This is a genomic window from Caballeronia fortuita (assembly GCF_001544835.2).
Classification (GTDB): Bacteria; Pseudomonadota; Gammaproteobacteria; order Burkholderiales; family Burkholderiaceae; genus Caballeronia; species Caballeronia fortuita.
Genome location: NZ_FCNX02000021.1, coordinates 27,857 through 49,249, shown reverse-complemented (window position 1 = coordinate 49,249; position 21,393 = coordinate 27,857). Strand labels below are relative to the sequence as shown.

At 60.5% G+C, this 21,393-nt stretch carries 17 protein-coding genes and 1 pseudogene; 14 read left to right on the top strand and 4 right to left on the bottom strand.

All coding sequences use genetic code 11. The features are described from left to right. Positions 1-484 precede the first annotated feature (484 nt). The 8 genes and pseudogenes from AWB77_RS30240 to AWB77_RS30200 all read left to right on the top strand — a co-directional run. Positions 485-1,588 (top strand): annotated as a pseudogene (locus AWB77_RS30240) (glycosyltransferase family 4 protein); the annotation flags it as partial. 231 nt (positions 1,589-1,819) lie between these two features. Continuing rightward, positions 1,820-4,048, top strand: coding sequence for a GNVR domain-containing protein (locus AWB77_RS30235; protein WP_063936584.1), 2,229 nt, complete (start codon positions 1,820-1,822; stop codon positions 4,046-4,048). 50 nt (positions 4,049-4,098) lie between these two features. Further along, positions 4,099-5,313, top strand: coding sequence for a glycosyltransferase family 4 protein (locus tag AWB77_RS30230; protein ID WP_061138161.1), 1,215 nt, complete (start codon positions 4,099-4,101; stop codon positions 5,311-5,313). Positions 5,314-5,364: 51 nt separating this feature from the next. Further along, on the top strand, positions 5,365-6,378 hold the full coding sequence (locus tag AWB77_RS30225; protein ID WP_061138160.1) for a glycosyltransferase family 4 protein: 1,014 nt from the start codon (positions 5,365-5,367) through the stop codon (positions 6,376-6,378). A gap of 85 nt (positions 6,379-6,463) precedes the next feature. Next, positions 6,464-7,918 (top strand): oligosaccharide flippase family protein, encoded by a 1,455-nt coding sequence (locus AWB77_RS30220; protein ID WP_061138159.1) that lies wholly within the window; start codon positions 6,464-6,466, stop codon positions 7,916-7,918. A 34-nt stretch (positions 7,919-7,952) separates the two neighbouring features. Then, positions 7,953-9,626, top strand: coding sequence for a right-handed parallel beta-helix repeat-containing protein (locus AWB77_RS30215; RefSeq protein ID WP_061138158.1), 1,674 nt, complete (start codon positions 7,953-7,955; stop codon positions 9,624-9,626). A gap of 600 nt (positions 9,627-10,226) precedes the next feature. After that, positions 10,227-11,702 (top strand): mannose-1-phosphate guanylyltransferase/mannose-6-phosphate isomerase, encoded by a 1,476-nt coding sequence (locus AWB77_RS30205; RefSeq protein WP_061138217.1) that lies wholly within the window; start codon positions 10,227-10,229, stop codon positions 11,700-11,702. A 49-nt stretch (positions 11,703-11,751) separates the two neighbouring features. Continuing rightward, the gene (locus AWB77_RS30200) at positions 11,752-13,080 is read left to right on the top strand and encodes an exopolysaccharide biosynthesis polyprenyl glycosylphosphotransferase (RefSeq protein ID WP_061138156.1); all 1,329 of its coding nucleotides are present in this window, start codon (positions 11,752-11,754) and stop codon (positions 13,078-13,080) included. Between the two features lie 84 nt (positions 13,081-13,164). Here AWB77_RS30200 and AWB77_RS30195 read toward each other — a convergent pair whose 3' ends face one another. Continuing rightward, entirely contained in the window at positions 13,165-13,764 is a 600-nt protein-coding gene (locus AWB77_RS30195) for a TetR/AcrR family transcriptional regulator (RefSeq protein ID WP_063936581.1), read from the bottom strand. Between the two features lie 70 nt (positions 13,765-13,834). Between AWB77_RS30195 and bdcA the strand changes: the two genes are divergently transcribed. From bdcA to AWB77_RS30170, 5 genes are all read left to right on the top strand, one after another. Further along, a complete protein-coding gene (gene bdcA / locus AWB77_RS30190) occupies positions 13,835-14,563 on the top strand; it encodes an SDR family oxidoreductase (RefSeq protein WP_208601585.1) in 729 nt (242 codons plus the stop codon). 15 nt (positions 14,564-14,578) lie between these two features. Beyond that, positions 14,579-14,893: an EthD family reductase gene (locus AWB77_RS30185; protein WP_061138154.1), complete on the top strand. Its 315-nt coding sequence runs from the start codon at positions 14,579-14,581 to the stop codon at positions 14,891-14,893. A gap of 93 nt (positions 14,894-14,986) precedes the next feature. Beyond that, complete coding sequence (locus AWB77_RS30180; protein ID WP_061138153.1) at positions 14,987-15,841, top strand: NAD(P)-dependent oxidoreductase; 855 nt, start codon at positions 14,987-14,989, stop codon at positions 15,839-15,841. Positions 15,842-15,940: 99 nt separating this feature from the next. Further along, entirely contained in the window at positions 15,941-16,243 is a 303-nt protein-coding gene (locus AWB77_RS30175; RefSeq protein ID WP_063936580.1) for an EthD family reductase, read from the top strand. Between the two features lie 31 nt (positions 16,244-16,274). Further along, the gene (locus AWB77_RS30170; protein ID WP_061138152.1) at positions 16,275-17,021 is read left to right on the top strand and encodes a glucose 1-dehydrogenase; all 747 of its coding nucleotides are present in this window, start codon (positions 16,275-16,277) and stop codon (positions 17,019-17,021) included. A gap of 91 nt (positions 17,022-17,112) precedes the next feature. Here the strand turns inward: AWB77_RS30170 and AWB77_RS30165 are convergent, their stop codons facing one another. The 3 genes from AWB77_RS30165 to AWB77_RS30155 all read right to left on the bottom strand — a co-directional run bounded on the left by AWB77_RS30165 (position 17,113) and on the right by AWB77_RS30155 (position 19,690). Continuing rightward, the gene (locus AWB77_RS30165) at positions 17,113-17,895 is read right to left on the bottom strand and encodes a TetR/AcrR family transcriptional regulator (protein WP_061138151.1); all 783 of its coding nucleotides are present in this window, start codon (positions 17,893-17,895) and stop codon (positions 17,113-17,115) included. Between the two features lie 66 nt (positions 17,896-17,961). Then, positions 17,962-18,873, bottom strand: coding sequence for an SMP-30/gluconolactonase/LRE family protein (locus AWB77_RS30160; protein ID WP_061138150.1), 912 nt, complete (start codon positions 18,871-18,873; stop codon positions 17,962-17,964). Positions 18,874-18,925: 52 nt separating this feature from the next. Beyond that, the gene (locus AWB77_RS30155; RefSeq protein WP_061138149.1) at positions 18,926-19,690 is read right to left on the bottom strand and encodes an enoyl-CoA hydratase/isomerase family protein; all 765 of its coding nucleotides are present in this window, start codon (positions 19,688-19,690) and stop codon (positions 18,926-18,928) included. Positions 19,691-20,034: 344 nt separating this feature from the next. Here AWB77_RS30155 and AWB77_RS30150 point away from each other — a divergent pair, with 344 nt between their 5' ends. Then, entirely contained in the window at positions 20,035-21,372 is a 1,338-nt protein-coding gene (locus AWB77_RS30150) for an MFS transporter (protein WP_061138148.1), read from the top strand. The last annotated feature ends 21 nt before the right edge of the window (positions 21,373-21,393 follow it).

Genomic DNA, 21,393 nt, shown 5'->3' with positions numbered 1-21,393 from the left:
CCATCACGAACGGTCGTCTGATCCCGGATCGTTATGATTGGCAGGATTAGCCAAGGAGTTGGCGAGAAAATTTTCGTCCATAACGTATGCTATGAGAAAGATGCATAGCGAATGCCGCTGACGTAACGCTGCTAAGCGTGAAATTGTCCAGATCTCACTTACACACATAAGCGCGAGCGCGCTTATCGAAGTCGTTCGGATCATGCTATCGAAGCCGGCTGTCCCGGGATAGAGACATCTGTCACAGGGGCCTGCGCAATCACAGCTATGCAATTAGGAATACGAATGGACGGCAAGGTTCGAACGCGATCGTGCATTCGATGATCTCGGGTTGGTAGAAACGCTGATTGAACATCAAGCTTCGGGAAGATCTTCGTCGACTCCGAGGTGGAGAGCTTATAAGCGCGAATCGACTGAGTAGTGCAAGGCTCCTCAATGTTGGTCGAAGATGTTATTAAACCGGATTGAAGCTATGAACATTAGAAAAGTAGCGATTGTCCACGAGTGGTTCGCCGTTGTCGCGGGCGCGGAGCAGGTCGTCAGGCAGATGCTGGATATATTTCCGCAAGCCGACGTGTTCTTTATCGTCGCGAAGCCCGATACTGTCGAACGCTCCGAGTTTCTCCGTGGCCGAAAAGTCACTACCTCTTTCATTCAAAGGCTGCCGGGGTCCGGGGATTCGTATCGACGTTATCTTCCGTTGATGCCCATGGCGGTCGAGCAATGGGACCTCTCGGAATACGACATCGTGATATCGAGTGCGCACGCCGTTAGCAAGGGCGTGCTGACCGGACCGGACCAACTCCATATCAGCTATGTGCATTCGCCGATGCGTTATGCATGGGACCTGCAGCACCAATACCTTCGTGAATCGGGTCTGACGAAGGGTCTGAAAAGCATGCTGGCGCGATGGATGTTGCACAAGTTGCGAATCTGGGACTATCGGACTGCGGCTGGCGTGGACCACTTCGTCGCCAACTCGGGGTTCATCAGCAGGCGCATCAAGAAAGTCTATGGGCGGGATGCCATTGTTATCTATCCTCCCGTCGATGTTCGCACGTTCGAGCTATGTACGCAGAAGGACGATTTCTATCTCGTTGCTTCGAGGCTTGTGCCGTACAAGCGCGTCGATCTGGTGGTCGCAGCATTCTCCGCGATGTCGGACAAGCGGCTGGTGGTGATCGGCGACGGGCCGGAAATGAACAAGATCAAGAAACTTGCCGGATCTAATGTCGAGATTCTCGGCTATCAGCCACTTTCGGAGTTGAAACGATACATGCAACGCGCGCGCGCCTTCGTGTTCGCAGCCGAGGAGGACTTTGGCATCGCGCCGGTCGAAGCGCAGGCTTGCGGAACGCCTGTGATCGCGTACGGGAAGGGCGGATCGCGGGAAACGGTCGTGGATACTGGCGACGAGCGCCGGCGCACAGGTATCTGGTTCGGACAGCAGACAGTCGAATCCATCATAGATGCAGTCACGCGTTTCGAGGAGCTGCCCGGCGGCATATCGCCGGCGGTGTGCCGTGCTCACGCTGAAAAGTTTTCTGCTGCCCGATTCAAAGACGAATTTCGGTCGTACGTCGATGCATGCTGGGCGCAGTTCAATGCTTCGAGAGACCTTGAAAGCGTTGCGGGTGCGCGAGCGGTTCGGGTCTTCTACGATCCATCGGACAGCCGCCTCGGCGAGATGACGTTGGAGCCTCGTTGAGCGATCGACAATTCATGACGTCGACGTGTCATAAGAAATCGAAACGCCTTTGGTCTCATGCTCGGTTCAGGCGGCGGGTGGTCCGACAAATTTGCATGCGATGGGGAAAGCATGAGAAAGGATATCGATGTCATCGGAATGTCCGGCGCGGGAGGAAAGCAATCCTCGCATATAGGGCTTCATCTCGACGCGATATACGACAGCAAGAAGCTGATCGCCATCGTGACGGGGGTTGCGCTGCTTATCGCGGCGGCGTACCTGTTTCTCGCGACACCGGTTTATCGGGCGGACATCCTCTTTCAACTTCAAAAGACGGATAGCACGAGCGGCCCCAAGAACATATTGAGCGATGTCTCGTCGATGTTCGACAGCAAGTCGGATTCTCCGGGAGAGATGGAGGTGCTCGGCTCGCGGCTCGTCGTTGCACAGGCGGTGGACAAACTCAATCTCGCGGTCGTGGCGACACCAAGATACTTTCCGCTGATCGGGCGGCCGATTGCGAACTGGAGCGACACGGTCTCCGCGCCGGGCCCACGCGGCTATGTCTGGGGCGCGGAACGCATCGAGGTCGGCGAATTCGAGACTCCGTCGCAGTTCTATGGGCGGAAGTTCAAGCTGAAGAAGCTCGATGCCCGACGCTACGAGGCCTCTTATCGCGATCTTCGATTTCAAGGGGTGATCGGACAAACGACGGAGGCGCCGACGCCTCTGGGGCCGATTCTGTTGCGCGTCGATGTCATGGACGCGAACCCCGGGGCAACCTTCGATCTCACCCGCAATTCGCCCGTGGCGGCGGTCGAGTCGTTGCGCAAGAAGCTATCCATCAGCGATAGAGGAAAAGACTCGAACATCATCAAGGCATCGCTCGACGACGCCGACCCGATCCGGGCCGCGGCCATTCTCAACGCGGTCGCGAGCGCTTATGTCGAACGCGAGATCGAGCGCAAATCGGGTGAGGCCGCACGCTCGATCCAGTTTCTCGAAACGCAACTGCCGGATTTGAAGCAACGGGTCGAGGAGTCCGAAGCGCGCTTCAATCAATTCCGCGCAAGCCACGGCACGGTGAATCTCGGCGACGAGGCGGCGAGCCTGTTGAAGCGCACCGTCGAAGTTCAAAAGGCGCGCGTCGATCTGGAACAGAAGCGCAACGACCTGCTCGCACTTTATACGGCCGATCATCCGGCCGTGCGCGCAGTCGACTCGCAGTTACGCGTGGCGCAGAAGGAACTGGATTCGCTGGCTAACCAGTCGCGCAAGCTGCCGCCGATAGAGCAGGACATGTTGCCTTTGCAACGCGATGTGCAGGTGAATAGCACCTTGTACACGTCGTTGCTGAATACCTATGAGCAGCTTCGCGTGGTCAAGGCTGGCAAACTCGGCAATGCTCGGCTCGTGGATTCTGCCGTAGTACCGGATCAGCCGTTCTGGCCAAAGCCCTGGTTCGTGATGGTCATAGCATTGTTCTTTGGAATATTGTCCGGCGTTGCCATTGCGTTGACGCGCAAAAAGCTTTTCGATGCAGTCAACGAGCCTTCGGAGATCGAGGAGAACATCGGCCTTCCAGTGTACGCGACGGTCCCTTATAGCCCTCACGAAGCCCGCCTGACGAAGACAATACGCGCGCCGCGGTCGAAGGGCGGCCTGCTTGCGACATCGTCGGTCATCGATCCGGCCATCGAAAGTATTCGCGGATTCCGTACCGCGGTGGATCACGCGCTGACCAATGCGCGAAATCGCGTGGTTCTTATCACCGGGCCTACGCCTGGAATCGGCAAGTCGTTCATTACCGTCAACCTCGCGGCGATCCTTGGCGCGGCGGGTAAGCGTGTTCTGCTCGTCGACGCTGACCTGCACCGAGGCGACCTGCATCGGCATTTCGCGATCAAGTCGGGGCTCGGCTTGTCCGATCTGCTGTACGGCTCTTGCCAGCCGCAAAACGTCATTCACCTCGACGTATGCGCGGGTGTCGATTTCGTCTCGTCGGGAACGCAGTTTCCGAGCCCCAGCGATCTGTTTGCGCGTCCGAAGGCTCATTCCGTCATCGAACGTCTCGGCGCCGGTTATGACGTCGTGCTCCTCGATGCGGCGCCCATCCTTCCGACCGACGCGGCATTGCAACTCGCCAGTCTCGCGGCCACGACTTTCCTCGTGGCGCAACAAGGCGTGACCGGCGTTGGCGAACTGCGCGAGTCGATGCGCAGACTCGAGCGCATCGGTCTGTCCGTGCACGGCGTCGTCGTCAACGGAATGAAGCTGAGATCGGGACGCCGCAGTTATGGCTATGGCAGATATCGGTACTCCGCGGAAAGTTATGAACTGAAGATCCCCAAAAAGGCGTGACCGGTAAGCCGTCTCCGAGGATCAACCACAGCAATGCACAGGCGGCCGACATGAAGATAGCTTTCGTTAGCGGGCTCTATCCACCGGCGATCATCGGCGGAGCGGAAATCGTCTTGCAGACGCTGGCCGAAGGCGTTCGTGACCGTGGCCACGATGTGCTGGTGCTGACCACGAAAGAAAGTGGAGACATCGAGCGCGATATGGTGAATGGCGTATCCGTGATTCGCGTGCCGATCAAGAACATCTACTGGCACGGAAGCAAGGCGCCCCGAAAGCTATGGAAGAAGATGATCTGGCACGCGATGGATTCGGTGAATCTGCGCATGTTATCGATTGCGAAAGACATATTGAAAGAGGAACGCCCCGATGTGATGAACGTGCATGTCGTCGAAGGATGGTCGGCAGGCGTGCTCGCGGTCGGCAAGTCGCTCGGCATTCCGACGGTGCAGGTGCTGCACAGCGCGAACTTCATGTGCCCGAACTCCAACATGTGCCGCAACGAGCGCAACTGCGAGACGCAGTGCATCAGTTGCAAGGTGCTTCGCGTCGCGCACAGGTCGATATCGAATAACGCGGATGCGGTGGTCGGCGTCAGTCAGTTCGTGCTCGATCGTCATCTTTCAGCAGGTTATTTCGCGCGAGCGAAACGTCGCGTGACCATCCACAACGTGCGGAACCTCGATTTCGGCGCTACCGAGCGGAGTCCAAAGATTCCGAACGAGGAGCACAAGTTCGTGTTCGGTTATATCGGCAGCATTAGTCCGGTCAAGGGCGTGGGCGTCCTGATCGATGAATTCCAGTCGCTCGGCGATACGAACGCGGAACTGTGGATCGCCGGACGAGGGCAATCGCAATACGAGGCAGAGTTGAAGAGCCGTTGCTCGACTTCGCGAATTCGCTTTCTCGGCTATCAGAAGCCGGCGGACTTCTTTCCGCACGTAGATACCTTGATCGTGCCAAGCCTTTGTCAGGACACGCTTCCGACGGTCATACCCGAAGCGTTCGGCTTCGGCTTGCCGGTTATCGGCGCGAAGCGAGGCGGGATTCCGGAAATGATCAGCGATGGATGCAATGGACGCCTCTTCGAACCCGGAAATCAGGGCGAGCTCAACAAGATCATGACCCGCTTCCTGCAAGGCGAAGAGGATCTCGACCGCATGCGATGCGCTGTCAAGGAATCGGCGGGCGATTACTCGAACATCGGAGGCTGGGTCGACAGATATGTTCGTCTGAATGCGGATCTCATCGCTTCACGCGGAGATTGATTCACAGAGAGCGGTCGAGTCCCGGGTGCCGGATGTAAGCGAGGAAGAGACATGGAAGGCGTGATCTTCGACGGACGCTGGAAGGGCATGCACGGAATCGGCCGCTTCGCGACGGAAGTGTCGGACTGTCTTCGGCTCACGCAAGCCGAGCTTCGCGGCAATCCGGCATCTCCTTTCGACTGGCTCTATCTCAGCGTGAAGCTGACATCCAGAACGAAGACCATCTTTTTCTCTCCGGGCTATAGCTACCCTTTGTTCTACCGCGGACGCGGCGTGCTGGTCGTGCATGATTTGATTCACGTCGATGTGCCGTGCTCCTTCTGGTTCCTGAAGAAGCTCTACTGCGAGTTGATTCTGAGAACGGTATGCCGACGCGCCAGCGCGGTGTTGACTGTCTCCGAGTTCTCCAAGAGAAGACTCGCGGAATTCACGGGCATTGTCCCGGCGAAGATCAGAGTCGTGGGCAACGGCGTATCCGATGCGTTCAAAAAAGATGGTCCGGTCTTCGAGCTGGAAGACGGCGAGACTTATTTCCTTGGGATATCGAACGGGAAAGGCCACAAGAACAACGAGAAAACGATCGACGGTTTCATTGCAGCCGATCTCGGAGATCGCGTGAAACTGCTTTTCCTTGGACGTCCTTCCGCTGCAATACTGTCGCATGTCGAAGAGCGCAAGGCCCATGATCGAATCAGATTCTTGGGACGGCTATCGGAGGAGGAACTTGCCGCGCTGTATCGCGGTGCGCAAGCGTTGATCTTTCCTTCCCTGTATGAGGGATTCGGCTTGCCGATCGTGGAGAGCATGGCGTGCGGTACGCCTGTCATAACTTCGAATTGCACTGCGATGCCGGAGATTGGCCGAGACGTGGCGATCATGGTCGACCCGTCGTCGTCGGAACAGATCGCGCAGGCTATCCGGCGACTTTCGGGCAATGATGCATTGCGCCGCGTCATGGGCGAAAAGGGCATCGTTCGGGCGCGCGATTTCAAATGGGAAGACGTCGCAAGGAAGATCGAGGCAGTGCTTGCGGAATTGAATGATCGTGCAGAGGCGAGGAGCTAGCAGGCGGTCGTTTGTCGGGATTCGATTCGATGTCACCCTTCACGAGACCGGCGGAAAACCAATAACTGACAGCCGAACGTACGTCATGGACAAAGTCATCGTCAAGAACATCGTCATCAATTTCGCGGGGCTTATCGTACCGGCGTTCGTCTCGCTCGCTACGGTGCCCGCCTATATTCACGCGCTGGGGCTCGAGCGCTATGGCGTCGTGGCGTTGCTGTGGGTCTTGATCGATTACTTCGGCATTCTGGGTTTCACGATGAGCATGGCCGCGCAAAACAGGATCAGCAAGGCGCACTCGACGGGCGATTCGCGCAGTTGCGCGGAAGTCCTTTGGAGCGTCGTCTGGGCTAACCTGACGATCGGCGTATTGATCGGGGCTGCGGTCTATGCGTGCGGGCTCTTTTACGTGTCCTTCTGGATGAACACTGCAAATGGCTTGCGGCAAGAAGTACTTATGGGGCTGCCGTGGCTTGCACTCGCGGTGCCGGTGGCGAATGTGAGTTGCGCCTTCGGTGCGGCACTGACGGGCGCCGAGCGATTCGGCATTTTCAACACGACGCAGACGATCGGAACGATGCTGTTTCAATTGGTCCCGCTGGGCGTTGCATTCGCCATCGGTCCGGCGCTTCAACACGTGCTGGCCGCCGCCATTCTCATGCGGCTTCTGACCGCCGTGCAGCTTGCATGGCAGTCGATGCGCGTGCTGGGCGTCTCGCGCGTCAACGGACCGCGACGCGACGTCGTGAAGAGCCTGTTCGGTTTCGGAGGATGGATGTTCGTCGGCACGGTGACGTCGATGGTCTCGGAGTCGATCGACCGCGTGTTGATCGCGTCGACGTTGGGCGCGCGGCTCGTCGCGCTCTATTCAGTTCCGAAGAATCTCGTGACGCGCCTGAACATTCTGGCCTTCGCGGTGGAGCGGGTATTGTTTCCGCGGCTATCGGCCGTCGATACCGCATCCGCCGCCGTGCTCATGAAAGAGTCGAGTCAGTTTCTCGCAGCAGTGCTCACGCCGATCGTGTTGCTGGCGATGCTCGCGGTCGGGCCTTTCCTTCATGTCTGGGTGGGTAACGAAGTAGCGTCAGTGGCGACGCCGTTCGCGCGAGTCCTGATCATCACGATGTGGATCGCGGGACAGGCGGACGTCGTGCGCCTGCTCGTGCAGTCGCACGTCAGCGTGGGAAAGGCGGCACGGGCCTGCGTCCTTCAGCTTCCGGTTTATGTGACCGTTCTCTTTATGGCCATTCATCAGTTCGGTCTGATGGGCGCGGCAGTGGCGAACGTCTTGAGAGTGTCGCTCGATTACGTGGTCCTGTTGCGTCTCGCGCGTACTCCATTGCGCTCGACGCTGCGAGGCATGTCCGCGCACATCACCTTCCTGATCGCTTGTCTGTGGCTGACCAGTTCTTTCGAGAACACGTTGATGACTTACATCGTGGGTGCGCTGCTGATTCTTGCCGATGTAACGTGGTCGCTGGCCATGTCGCCCGCATTGCGAAACATGGGGCGTTCGTTGTTGTTGCGGTTTTACGTCTGATTGAAGACTCGATCTCGTTCGATGCGGGAGCAGCATGGACAAGCGTAAGCGCGATACGTTGTTCACCCTGGCTCGGTCCGGGGCGGCAGCCGTCATTGCCGCCGTTTCTGGCTCGGAGCGCGCTGCCGCCCAGGTGAGTTCCTCGGACGGCTGGGTCGATCCCACGCAACTCGGCGCAATCGCCGACGGCGCTGCGCATCCGCTGTCGGCGCGCTATGCGACGCTGGAACAGGCGCAAGCCGTTTATCCGTTCGTCACGAGACTCGACTCCGAGATCGACGGATGCGCGATCCAGGCGGCGCTCGACGCTAGTACGAAAGTCCGCTTGCCCGCAGGAAAGTTCCGCATAAGCGATACGCTGTCCGTGCGAAGCAACACTGAAGTCCAGGGCGCCGGAACGGAAACGGTGCTTACCTGGACACGCGAAAATCCGTCCGACCGCTTCGCCATGTTTCGCGCCGCGAATTCCAGTGCGATTCGGCTACAAGGTTTTTCGGCCGTCGATACCAGCGGTTCGGCAGGCGGATACGTGTTCTCCGGCGTACGCGTGGTCAATGTCAATGTCGAGCAGATAAGCGCCGATCGAATGGCGCTCGCCATGTTCAACCCGTCCGATGGTCAAACTTACGCCAGCGTGTCGAGCGACCTGGCGAGCGGCACGTCCAACGTCAGTTCGGACGTGCACGTCACGGGCTGTAGCGCGACGAATATCGCCAACAGCGACGAACCACGGGCGGCCGCGCTGTTTGCCTTCTGCGTCGGATGGTCGGTGACGGACTGCAAATTCACGAACACACCTTTCGGCGTGCAATGGTGGGGCGGCGATTCCGATCCCAATGTCAACGGCGCGCTGACCAACGCCCGCAAATGCGCGGACGGAACGATCACCAACGTCCAGGTTTCGAATTGCACAGCCGGCGTGTGGGGCTCGATGGGGTCCAACGTGAAGATCGCCGGCTGCAATATCGACAGTGCATCGGATGTCGGCATCGATTTCGAAGGCTGCACGAACAGCAGTGCCAGTCAGAACACCGTGAGCAATTGCGTCAACGGGAACTTCGCGTGTTTCTGGTGGAACGTGGACGTTTCCATCGTCGGCAACACATCGCGCCAGAGTCGCGCGGACTATCCGCACTTGCGCGTGTACAACGCATCGCAGGCCACGAGCAACCGCTCCATTACGATCAATGGAAACACCTTCATCACCGATCAGACGATCGGCGTCATCGACACGGCTTACGGCAGCGTGGACACGCTCGAGTTCAGCAACAACCAGTTGACGGACACACGAATCGATTTCAGCGACAACACGCTCCGCTCCGTGACCGTCGCGGATAACCGGCTCGTCTTCACACGCGCCGCGGCCGACCCGATGAACGCGATCGAGATCGGATCGCTCTATGGCAACGGGCTCGGCGTAGCGGCACGGAACATCGTCGAATCGAAGGCAACGCAGCCGCCCGATTCGGTGGCGCTCTATCTCTGGTCGGACGATCCCGCTTCGGACTCGCAATTCCAGGTTGTGGACAATCAGACGAGCGGTTTTCCGATCGACCTCGTGACCGATAGCTGGAGCACGAATCCCACGAAGACGAGTTACTTCACGATTCAGGGAAATACGTTCGGCAGCGGCGTTTACAGAAAAGAGGATCATGGCGCGCGAAGCAGCGTCAGCGTCCTGCGCAGCAATCAGGGCATTTCGAACTAACTGAAGCCAGAGACGCAATAACTGGCTTGCGGCATGGCATTGTCGATCCGCCGGAGCAGTAAGGGAACCTAATCAATAAGGATTCGCCGTGGAAACCATGCCGTCAGACCGGTTCGAGTGCTTTCGTTGCCGCAGGACATTCCGCGGTGGCGTGTACGAGATCGTTCACGAGCGATGTCGCTTGCACTTCGAAGAGAGGGTGCCGTACGTCGAGAGCCTGAATCTGCGCGGTCTCGAGTGTTACTGCTCCCGCGCTTGCCTCGAATCCAGTGTGGATCGGGTGATGGCCCGCGAAAGGATACCGGTCACTCATCCCGGCGCAGACCGGATGGCGAATTGTTCTATCTGTCGTACACGTGTGGACAGGACCGAAATTCACCATGCTTATCTGGCAACGCTGTCGGAACCGCTCGATGACGTCATGTGGGACACGCTCCAGACGGAGTATCTGGCCGTGCTTTGCAAGACGTGCGGCCGGCCGTGCGAGGACAGACTGACCCTGGACGATTCGCCCTTCGGTTCGTCGCCTGCATAGCATGCGTGTGAAAACCACGGAGCACAGTCATGGAAAACGCAGTGAGTTCTGAAGATGCCATCGTGATGACGCGCGCAAGGACGTCGTGCCATCGCATCGTTCCGGTGATTCTCGCGGGCGGATCGGGCACGCGGCTATGGCCGATGTCGCGGGAGCAGTTCCCGAAGCAGTTGATCGGCGTAGTCGGGAGCGACTCGTTATTGCAGGCCACGGTCGCGCGGATGGAGGGATTCACCGGCGCTTTCGAAGTCGATGCCCAGCCCTTGATCGTGTGCGGCGAAGAGCATCGCTTTGCGACGGAAGAGCAGGTGCGGCTGTGCGGCGTCGGGGCAAGAATCATCGTCGAGCCGGCACGGCGGGACACGGCGCCGGCGCTCACGCTCGCCGCGCTCGCTATCGCCGCCGACGCCGACGCCGACGCCGACGCGATCATGGTGGCGATGCCGTCCGATCATTCGATCGCGGACCTGCAGGCGCTGCACGCAGCAATCGACATCGCCGCCGGTTACGCGCAGCGCGGCATGATCGTCACGCTCGGTGTTCCGCCGACGCGCCCCGATACCGGCTTCGGCTATATCCGCATCGGCGAGCCGCTCGATGATGGCGCTCATCGCATCGAGCGCTTCGTGGAGAAGCCCGCCGCGGAACTCGCCGCGCAATACGTCGCCGCGCAACGCTACTGGTGGAACAGCGGGATCTTCATCGTGCGTGCGAGCGTGTGGCTCGACGCGTTGCGTCATCTCAACGGCGACATGCACGCGGCATGCACTGCAGCATTCGAAGAAGGCAAGGTGGACGGTCATCTCATCCGGCCGTGCCCGAATCGCTTCGCGCGCGTGCCTTCCGACTCCATCGATTACACGGTGATGGAGCACATCGGCGCCGCCGGTTCGCCATGCGAAGGCGCGGTCGTGCCGCTGTGTGCGGGATGGTCGGATCTCGGGTCATGGGACGCGGTATGGGAAGCGATGGAAAAAGACACGCTCGGCAACGTGGCGAGCGGACGCGTCGTGTTCGAAGGCGCGACGTCGAGCTATGCACGTTCTGAAGGAGGGCGGCTCGTTGCGTGCGTCGGCACGGCCAACATCGTCGTCATCGATACGGACGACGCCGTGCTCGTTGCGGATCGTTCGCACGCGCAGGACATCAAGCGGCTCGTCGCGCGCATCCGCGAAGAGCATGCGCCAGAGGCCGAGATGCATCGCAAGGTGCGTCGCCCGTGGGGTTACTACGATTCGATCGAGCACGGTGCGCGCTATCAGGTGAAGCGCATCGTCGTCAAACCGGGCGGGCAGCTTTCGTTGCAGATGCATCATCATCGAGCGGAACATTGGGTCGTCGTGCGCGGCACGGCATATGTGACGCGTGGCGACGAGAAGTTTCTGCTCTCCGAGAATCAATCGACGTTCATTCCGCTTGGCGTACGGCACCGGCTGGAAAATCCCGGCAAGGTGGAACTCGAGATCATCGAGGTTCAATCGGGCGCCTATCTCGGTGAGGACGACATCGTGCGCCTCGACGATTGTTACGGTCGCGCCTGAGCGTCGCGCAGGACGTATTCGAGTTGGCAATCAGAGCAGGGGACATGACATGTGCAATAGCGAGGGTCTTTTGCCGCGGCTTTTCGATGTCGCCATGGTGGCGTCGGGCGCGGTCATCGCATCGCGGATCAAGGTCGAGTTCATGGCCGAGGCGAGCAGCTACATGCCGTTCGTTGCGTTCGCTGTCGCGTCGACGCTTCTGCTCTTTCCAGGGCTCGGCGTATATGAATCGCGGCTCGGATCGAGCAAGCTCTTGCTCGCGAGCCGCGTGTCGTTCGCGTGGCTGGCCGTGCAGGCCTGCGTGTTCGCGCTGATGTTTTCGCTGCATCCGCTCGATCAGACGTCGCGCGCATGGTTCATGTGCTGGACCGCGATCTCGGGCGCGCAGATCATCGTGGGACGCGTCGTCGCGCAAGCAGTGTTCGCGCGCATGGGACGAGCCGACGTGAAATCGCAACGCGTGGCGATCGTCGGCTGTGGCAGGCATTGCGAAACCGTCATGCAGAGTATCGAGCGGACGAGTCATCCGGGCTTTCGTGCGATCGCGCTGTTCAACGCGTCGCCGGGTTTGCATATCGAATCCCGCGTGCCCGTTTTCGACGATCTAGACGCGTTCGTGACCGAAGTGCGCGAGCAGGACGCGAAGGAGGTATGGCTTGCGCTACCGATGTCGCAAAACAACAATCTCCAGCGCTTCGTGAACGCGTTCCGCGAAGACCTGGTCAACGTGCGCTATATCCCCGACATGCACGGCCTGACGCTTCGTCAAAGCGGCGTGAGCGAAACGCTCGGCGTTCCGGCGATCGATCTCATCGCCTCGCCGTTTTCGCGAGGGGCGCGGCTGGAGAAGGAACTCTTCGATCGCATTTTCGCATTGCTCGCCCTGCTCTCGCTCGCGCCGTTCCTGATCGCAATCGCAGTTGCGATGAAACTCGAATCGCGCGGTCCTATCCTCGATGGACGGCGGCACAGAGGTCCGGACGGCCGCGTTTTTACCCTCTACGAGTTCCGCTCGACGCGTTCGGAAGCCGGAGCGACGCGCGTGGGTGCCTTGCTGCGCCGCATGAGCCTCGATGGATTGCCGCAGCTCCTGAACGTGTTGCGTGGCGACATGTCGATGGTCGGCCCGCGCCCGAATCCTCTCGAAGACGACGATCTGTATCTGAAAGCGGCGTCGGGTTATGTGCATCGCTATCGGGTCAAGCCGGGCATAACCGGCTGGGCGCAGGTGCATGGCTGCTGTGCGGATACGGATTTGATCGAGAAGATGGAGGCGCGCGTCGCGCATGATCTTTACTATCTCGCGAACTGGTCGTTCGGGCTGGATATGCGGATCATCGCCGCGACGGTGCTCACGGGGTATCGTGGGGTGAGTTAGCGGAGGCATCGGCGGCACGGTTGTTATCGTCGATGCGAAGCCCGGTCATGCAAGATCGATAGCAATGACGTCGAACTCGCCAGCTCAGCCCAGCAACCGTGCCAATCCTTCGCCTGCCGCTCGGGCGACCTTCACCAGCCGCGCCTGGCTCATTCCCTCGCGCGCGCTGCCTGACAGGCCCGACATGACGCTCGAAACGTAATCCGTCACGAGGCCTGCCGCGCGAGGATGAGTCCGCGCGATGAATTCACGAACCTGCGCACGGCGACGTTCCGCAACCCGTCGTGCCAGCACGGCGCTTTCGCTGTTGCCATGACCACGAGCCGCTTCGAGCACCAGGCAGCCTCTCCGGCCGGGGTCCTGTGAGTAAGTCCTGGCCGCCCGCACGAACAGGTCCGTCAGCGCCTCTTCCGGCCGTCGACCCTCCCGCAGGATCTCGGCGAGCGCCAGTTCAGTGCTCGCGTACCGCTCCAGCACGCTCGCGAAGAAAGCCGCCTTGCTGCCGAACGCGGTATAGAAGCTCGGAGGCGTGACGCCGAGCGCGTTCGTCAACGCGCTCAGGCCCACCGCATCGTAATCCGCTGCGTGGAACATCTGCTGGCCGATGGCAAGCGCGGTTTCTGGATCGAACGACCGAGGACGGCCGCGGCCAGGCTTCGCTTCGTTTTTTAAATTAGTGACCACTATAAAATTCCCTTGCGCCGTCGTTTTGTCAAATATATAGTGACCACTAGTTTAATTCAAGGAGCACGACGTGACGCTTTCGAACGACGCGCACTGGCGCGGCAAGACAGCGATGGTGATCGGCGGTAGCCGGGGTATCGGCGCGGCCATCGTGGCGGCCTTCGCGGAGGCCGGCGCGCAGGTCCGCTTCACGTATGCGGGATCGCACGATGCGGCCCGCGCGCTCGCCGAAAAGACCGGCGCGGCGGCCGTGCACGCGGATGCCGCCGATCGCACGGCGCTGCTCGATGCCGTCAAGGCTGCCGGTCCGCTCGATGTGTTCGTCTATAACGCGGGTGTGCTCGTGAGCGGCGATCCGCTTGCGCTCGATGCCGACGCGGTCGATCGCCTGATCGACGTGAATCTGCGCGGCGCGTATCACGCATCGGTGGAAGCGGCGCGCCGCATGCCGGAGGGCGGACGCATCGTGGCAATCGGTTCGGTGCATGGCGACACCATGCCGTTCGACGGCCTCGCTGCCTACGCGATGAGCAAGTCGGCGCTGCAAGGCATGGCGCGCGGTCTTGCGCGCGACTTCGGCCCGCGCGGCATCACGGTGAACGTGGTGCAGCCCGGTCCGACCGATACCGACATGAATCCCGCCGACGGTCCGCTCGTGCAATCGATGCACGACCAGATGGCCATCCGTCGTCACGGCACCGCGCACGAAGTCGCGAGCCTCGTCATGTATCTCGCCTCGCCGCCCGCGCGCGGCATCACGGGCGCGATGCACACCATCGACGGCGGCTTCGGCGCCTGAACGAAGGAGCACACGATGTCGAACGATTCCACCGTCACGCTCTACGTCACGTATGGAGGCGCGCCCGGCGCGCGCTTCGATCGCGCGTATTACGTCGATCTTCACTTGCCCCTGGTCATGCGTCACTGGGCGCAATACGGCCTGACCAGCGTCGCCGCCTTCTTTCCGGCGATGGAGCAGCCCGGGACGCTGGCGATCTGCGAATGTCGATTTCGCGACGATGCCGCGGTCGATAACGCGTTCGCCTCGCCCGAAGCTGCGGAAGTGATGGCTGATCTGCCGCGCTTCACTGATATCGCACCGCGCCGCCTGCGCGCGATGCCGTTATGAAAGGGCGATACGCATGAGCACACATTCGAGCCTTGGGCGCACGCGCCGGTGCTCGAATGGCTCGCATCTCTCAATTGAGCAGGATCGAACATCATGGAAGTAGGGATCATCGGACTAGGCGCGATGGGACGCGCCATGGCGCGCAATCTGGCGCGCGCGGGACATGACGTGAAAGCGTGGAATCGCTCGGGCGGTTCGGTCGACGGCGTGACGATGGTCGCGTCGCCGGTCGATGCCTTGCAAGGCGACGCCGTGCTCACGATGCTGTCCGACGACGACGCGATCCGCTCGTCGCTCATCGCATCCGGCATGCTGGCGCAGGCGAAGCGCGGACTCGTGCACGTCGTCACGTCGACGATCTCGGTGGCCTTCTCGCGCGAACTCGTCGCGTTGCATGAACAGGCAGGCCTTCGCTATGTCGCGGCGCCCGTGCTGGGCCGTCCCGATGTCGCCGAGAAGGGCGAGCTGAACGTGCTGGCGGGCGGCGCGCCCGATGCCGTGGAGCATGCGCGTCCGTTGCTGGAAGTAATCGGCGGACGGATCTGGGACATGGGCATCGAAGCGCCGACGGCGAACGCCGCGAAGATCGCCTGCAACATGATGATCACGATGGCGATCGAGGCGATGGCCGAAGCCGTCGTGCTGACGGAAGCGAACGGCTTGCCGCGCGAGCGTTTCTTCGACGTGATTCTGAACACGCTCTTCGGCAGCCGCTCTTATCAGGTTTACTCGTCGAAGATCATGCATTCGGACTATGAGCCCGGTTTCAAGGCGACGCTCGGCCTGAAGGATTTGCGCCTGGCATCCGAAGCGGCTCTGGAAGCAGGGCGCGTGCTGCCGATGCTGACAGCGGTTCATGGCCGGATGGCTGAGACGGTCGAGGCCGGCATGGGCGACCGGGACTGGTCGGCGATGGCTGCGCTGAGCGTCGGGCCGCCGACTCTTTAGTCGGCATGAGGCAATGCGTGAACGGAGGCCAACGGAGTTCCACGAGCACGTTTTTTGACGTCGCGTTTATCTTCAATCTTTACCTGATCGGGAAAAGTGATGACCAAGCTGATCGTCGTATGTACCGGCGACAAGACCACCCGGTTCGACCGGAACTACTACGCGACCAGGCACCTTTCGTTGGCGATGGAGTGTTGGGGACAGTATGGCCTCGAGGCGGCTGACGCGTTCTATCCCGCTGGCGAAGGCGACGGATGGGTGTCTATCGGGGTGTATCGATTTCGGGACCACGCGTCGATCGATGCGGCTCTTGCCTCACCGGAGATGGAACGGATCATGGCGGACGTGAATAACTTTACGGATTCGCCCTTGGTTATGCGCACGATCTTTTCGCCGCTCTGATCACCGTATTCGGCTCATCCCGAAATCAATCATGAACAAGCTCAAAGACAAGGTCGCCATCGTGACGGGCGCTTCGAAAGGCATCGGCGCGGGTATCGCCCGGCAGCTTGCCGCAGACGGCGCGACGGTCGTCGTCAATTACGCCTCGAGCAGGAGCGGCGCCGACAAGGTCGTCGCCGACATCGAAGCGGCTGGTGGAAAGGCGGTGGCGGTGCGCGCGGATGTCACCAGCAAGGCCGACGTAGACGCGCTGATAAGAGCGGCCATCGACTCCTTTGGGCGTCTGGATATCGTGGTGAACAACTCCGGCGTCTACCAGTTCGCGAAGATAGAAGAGACCACGGAAGAGCGCTATCGCATGCAGTTCGACATCAACGTTCTCGGTCCGCTATTAGTCGCGGGTGCGGCAGCGCCGTACCTGCGTGAGGGCGGCAGCATAATCAACATCAGTTCGAACGTTACCGCTGTTCTGCCGGCCGAGAGTGCTATCTACAGCGGCACGAAAGGTGCCATTAACGCGATCACGGGTGTGCTCGCGCGGGAACTCGGCCCACGCGGAGTCAGGGTCAATGCAGTGAATCCTGGTTTGATCGAAACGGAAGGCACCCATGCTGCGGGAGCGATCGGTTCGGAGTTCCACGCGTGGAACGAGGCCCGGACACCTCTTGGCCGCATCGGACAGGTGCGAGACATTGCGCCGATCGTCTCTTACCTCGCATCGGACGATGCGCGCTGGGTGACCGGCGAGACAATCTTCGGTTCGGGAGGCATGCGCTGAATGTGCGAAGTGCGCCGCACAGTGACGTGCTGCGGCGCACTGGTCTTGCTCAACGATCGCAGGTGTACGAGCGGATCGCCACCCGTTGCCATCAAGTCGCGCCGTTCAGCGGTGTCTTTGCACGGCTGGTCGAAGACTTCGCGGCCCGGCCACCCGACTTACTGGGAGGCTTGCCCGTCTGCTGTCCCGCGCGTGCCAGCTCACGGACCCCTGCTGCTGCGAAGCGAACCAGATCCGAATAATGCGCCGTTGACGCCTTCGTACGATCCTTTGCGCCCAGCCGCATTGCACGACCGTTGATCGCATGCGCTTGCTGCCGCGCCCCGGCGGAAAACAGATAGGCCCAAACCGCCTGTTCACGCGCTATGCCCGGCACGACCGTATGCAGCGCATCGATGAACCGCTCGGCGATCGGATCATAGTAAGTTTCGCGGATGTGCCGCGAGCGCTCGTCACTGCCCAGACTGACAGACGCCACCAGTTGCACGTACAACGCAAGGTTATCGGCGTCCTCATCGTGGAAGATTTCGGACAGTGGCGTGAAGGCAATCGTCAGCACGTCCTCGACTGTCGCGGTCCGCTTACCCGCGAACAGAGCGTCGAGCAACCGGCCGCGATATTGATTGATCGCCGCAGAGCGGCGTTCGAAGACCGCTTCATAGAGCTTGTCCTTCGTTGCATAGTGATAATGCACGAGCGCTTGCGCCACCCCGGCTCCTTCGGCGATGGTCCGCATGCTTGCGCCAGCATAGCCGTGCTCGCCGAATGCGCGCTCCGCCGCATTCAGGATGGCCGAGAGACGTGAGCCTTGGGCCCGGTCGGGCTCCTGATTCGCGATGGGGGGCTTCACGGGCTTTCCACGTTGGACCTTCATCTCCGTATCCTCATGAAGCTATTCGATCGATCGATCAGTATAGCGCAACCGGTCCGCAGCACTGTCTCAACCCAGGAACTCGGGCTCGGGCAGCCCCTTCACGCCGGGCCGCACGGCAAGCACGTTGCCGGCAAGCGGCTGCTGCGTCAGTTCTTTCTCGTTCATCCGGCGGCGCGCCGTGGTGATGAAGAGAGTGTCCAGATCGGGGCCGCCGAAGCACAGGCTGCTCACGCGTCGCACCGGAAGGTTGATGACCATGTCGATGCGACCACGCGGATCGTAGCGCGTCACGCACCAGCCATCCATGTTCGCGCTCCAGAAGCAGCCGTCGGCGTCGACTGTCGAGCCGTCGCAGATGCCGCGCCCGAGCGGCACATCGGCGAACTTGCGGCGATTGTAGATAGCGCCATCGACGGAATCGTAGTCGAACACGTCGATCTGGCAACTGAACGAATCCGTCATGTACATCAGACGGTTGTCCGGGCTGAAGCTGATGCCGTTGATGCAGGTGATGCCCTCCATGATCAGTTTGGGCTGGAGATCGGGGTCGAGCCGGAACAGGCGCCCGCGCGGCGTGTAGGCGGCCGCCTCCACGGTGCCGGACCAGTAACGCCCGTACCTGTCGCACTTTCCGTCATTGAAGCGGTTCCTGGGCCGCTCGGCGTCGGGCCGGGCGATTTCAGTCAGTTCGCCAGTCTCGGGGGAAAAGAAATAAAAGCCCGAACGCATGCCGACGATCAATCCACCTTTGGCACGCAGTCCGATGCTGCCGATCTCTTCCTGCATCGGCCAGCTTTTCTTCGATCCGCTCGATATGTCGAGTCGATGGATCGCCTGACCGATCCCGTCGACCCACCAGAGCAGTTGCGTCTTTTCATCCCAGATGATCGATTCGCCGAGCACGTCGGGTGCCGAGTCGATCACGTCGACGACCGAACCCACCATATCGATGGGTCTCGTCATGCTGTTGACAGTCATGTAACCTCCTTCATCCTGATTTCGAAGAATATGCGTGTTCGACGTGGCTGCCTCAGGCCGCCGGTTCCTTCATTCGGGCGATGCCCTCGAGCGCAAGTCCGTACCCCAGTACGTCATGCAGGCGCGCCTTCAGTTCCTGATTCAGGCAAGTGCGCGTATAACGTCGCACGAGCCGGGGTTGCTTGAGCATCAGTCTGGCGAGTTCACGCGCGCGCGGCAAGAGTTCCGCCTGCGGCAACACTTCGTTGACGAGACCCATCTCCAGTGCTTTCTCGGCGGAAATCTCCTGACCCGTCAGCAGGAAATAGTGACCGCGCGCGCGTCCCATCAGCAGCGGCATGATCAGATGCATGCCGTCGCCCGGGACCATGCCGCCCTGGAAGTGCGCGGTGTCCTGAATCGTCGCCGTGTGCGATGCCAGCACGATGTCGCCCAATAGCGGAATCTCCGAGTGCCGCACCGCCGGCCCGTTGATGATGCTGATCACGGGCGCTTCGATATTTAGCAGGTTGATCAGCAGATGCTTCGCCTCCCAGTAGATCGGATCGTAAATCGTGGGCGTCATCGAATTGCGGTTCTGGTGCATGCCGGGCGCGATGGCAGGGCCGCTGAAGGCGTCGCCGGTGCCCGTCATGATGACGACTTCGTTTTCACGATCGCGGCCGACATCGAGAAACGCCTGTTCGAACTCCCGATGCGCGGTCAGGTTCCATACGAGTGGCTCTCCATGCGTGTGAAAGTGCATCTCCAGCACGCCATCGGTGCGCGTCATGCGGATGGTCTCGAACTTGTCTGCGTATTCATTGAAATTGCTCACGGCTCTGTCCTCATGATGAACGTCCAGGATTTGCACCGGCTACGCGACTGGAAGCGACGCGTCGCCGGACAGGTCTTCAACGTGAAGATTATGATTGACTGATCGATCAGTCAACGAGGGTTTGTCCTATCGTTCTCGTCATTGACCGCACACTTCCTGCTCCGCTACCGTACTAACTGTTCAATCAGTCAGTTTTCGATGTGAACGATCCTCCGCCTCCGGGCACGGTCCAACAAGAGCAGACGCTGGCTGAGCGCAAGCGTCGACGCATCAGGGAGACACTTTCATGAATTGCTTTCCGTCGGTCGCCGGCTGTTCCCTCCATCTTCGTTGAGGGAGTCATCATGTCCCGCAAAATCGCTTTCGATGCAGACACGCCAGCCGAAATGAGGGCCGGGGACGACGCGCAAAGCGCGCTTTATCTGAGAGTCGCGTTTCGGCTCGTGCCGCTCCTGATCGTGTGCTATGTAGTGGCCTATCTGGATCGCATCAACGTCGGTTTCGCCAAGCTGCAGATGCAGGATGCGTTGGGGTTCAGCGACGCGGTGTATGGTCTGGGCGCCGGTATCTTCTTCATCGGCTACTTTCTGTTCGAAGTGCCCAGCAACCTGCTGCTGCAACGCATCGGCGCGCGCAAGACCATCACGCGCATCATGGTGCTGTGGGGTATTACCGGATGCGCGATGGCGACAGTGTCCAGCCCCACCGCGTTCTACGTGCTGCGCTTTCTGCTTGGCGTTTTCGAAGCCGGCTTCTTTCCAGGTGTCGTCTACTATCTGGGCCTGTGGTTTCCTCGTCAGCGGCGCGGCCAGATTCTCGGCCTCTTCATGACGGGCTTTCCGATCGCCGGCATGATCGGCGGGCCGGTATCGGGCTGGGCGATGTCGCATCTCGGCGGCGTGGCGAATCTCGCGGGCTGGCAATGGCTCTACATCGTCGAAGCGGCGCCCGCGGTGCTGCTGGGAATGGTTACCTGGTTCTCACTGTCAGATGGCATAGAAGGCGCGAAGTGGCTCAGCGAGCCGGAACGCGAGAGCTTGCGCCGGGCGTTGCGCAATGAAGGCGAGAACGTCGAGACGTTGCACGCCGGAGGGCTTCGGCAAGTGATCGGCGACCCCAAGGTGTATCTGATGAGCTTCGCATATTTCACGTTCATCTGCGGCACCTATGCGCTTAGCTTCTGGCTGCCGACGGTGCTGAAGAACGCCGGGGCAACGAGCGTGGAGCACATCGGCTGGCTCTCGGCGTTGCCGTACGGTATCGCGGCCATTGGAATGGTGCTGATCTGCCGCAGTTCGGACCGGTTGCTGGAGCGCCGCTGGCACGGCGCTATCGCGGCGATCGTGGGCGCTGTCGCGCTCTCGCTGCTTCCGCTTCTACAGCGAGACCTGATTTTCATCATGGCACTGCTCTCGATTGCATCGACCACCATATTCGTTACGATACCGCTGATCTGGTCGCTCGCATCGGACTACTTCGCCGGGTCGCCCGCGGCCGCCGGAGCGATCGGATTCGTCAACAGCCTCGGCTTGCTGGGCGGATTCTTCAGTCCGTTCGCGATGGGCTGGCTCAAGGCGATGAGCGGCACGCTTAGCAGCGGGCTCTATCTGATGACGACGTTGCTGGCGCTTGGCGCATGCGCAATGTTGTGTGTGCGGATCGGACGCCCGGTCGAACAATGATGCACGAATCAATCATGACGC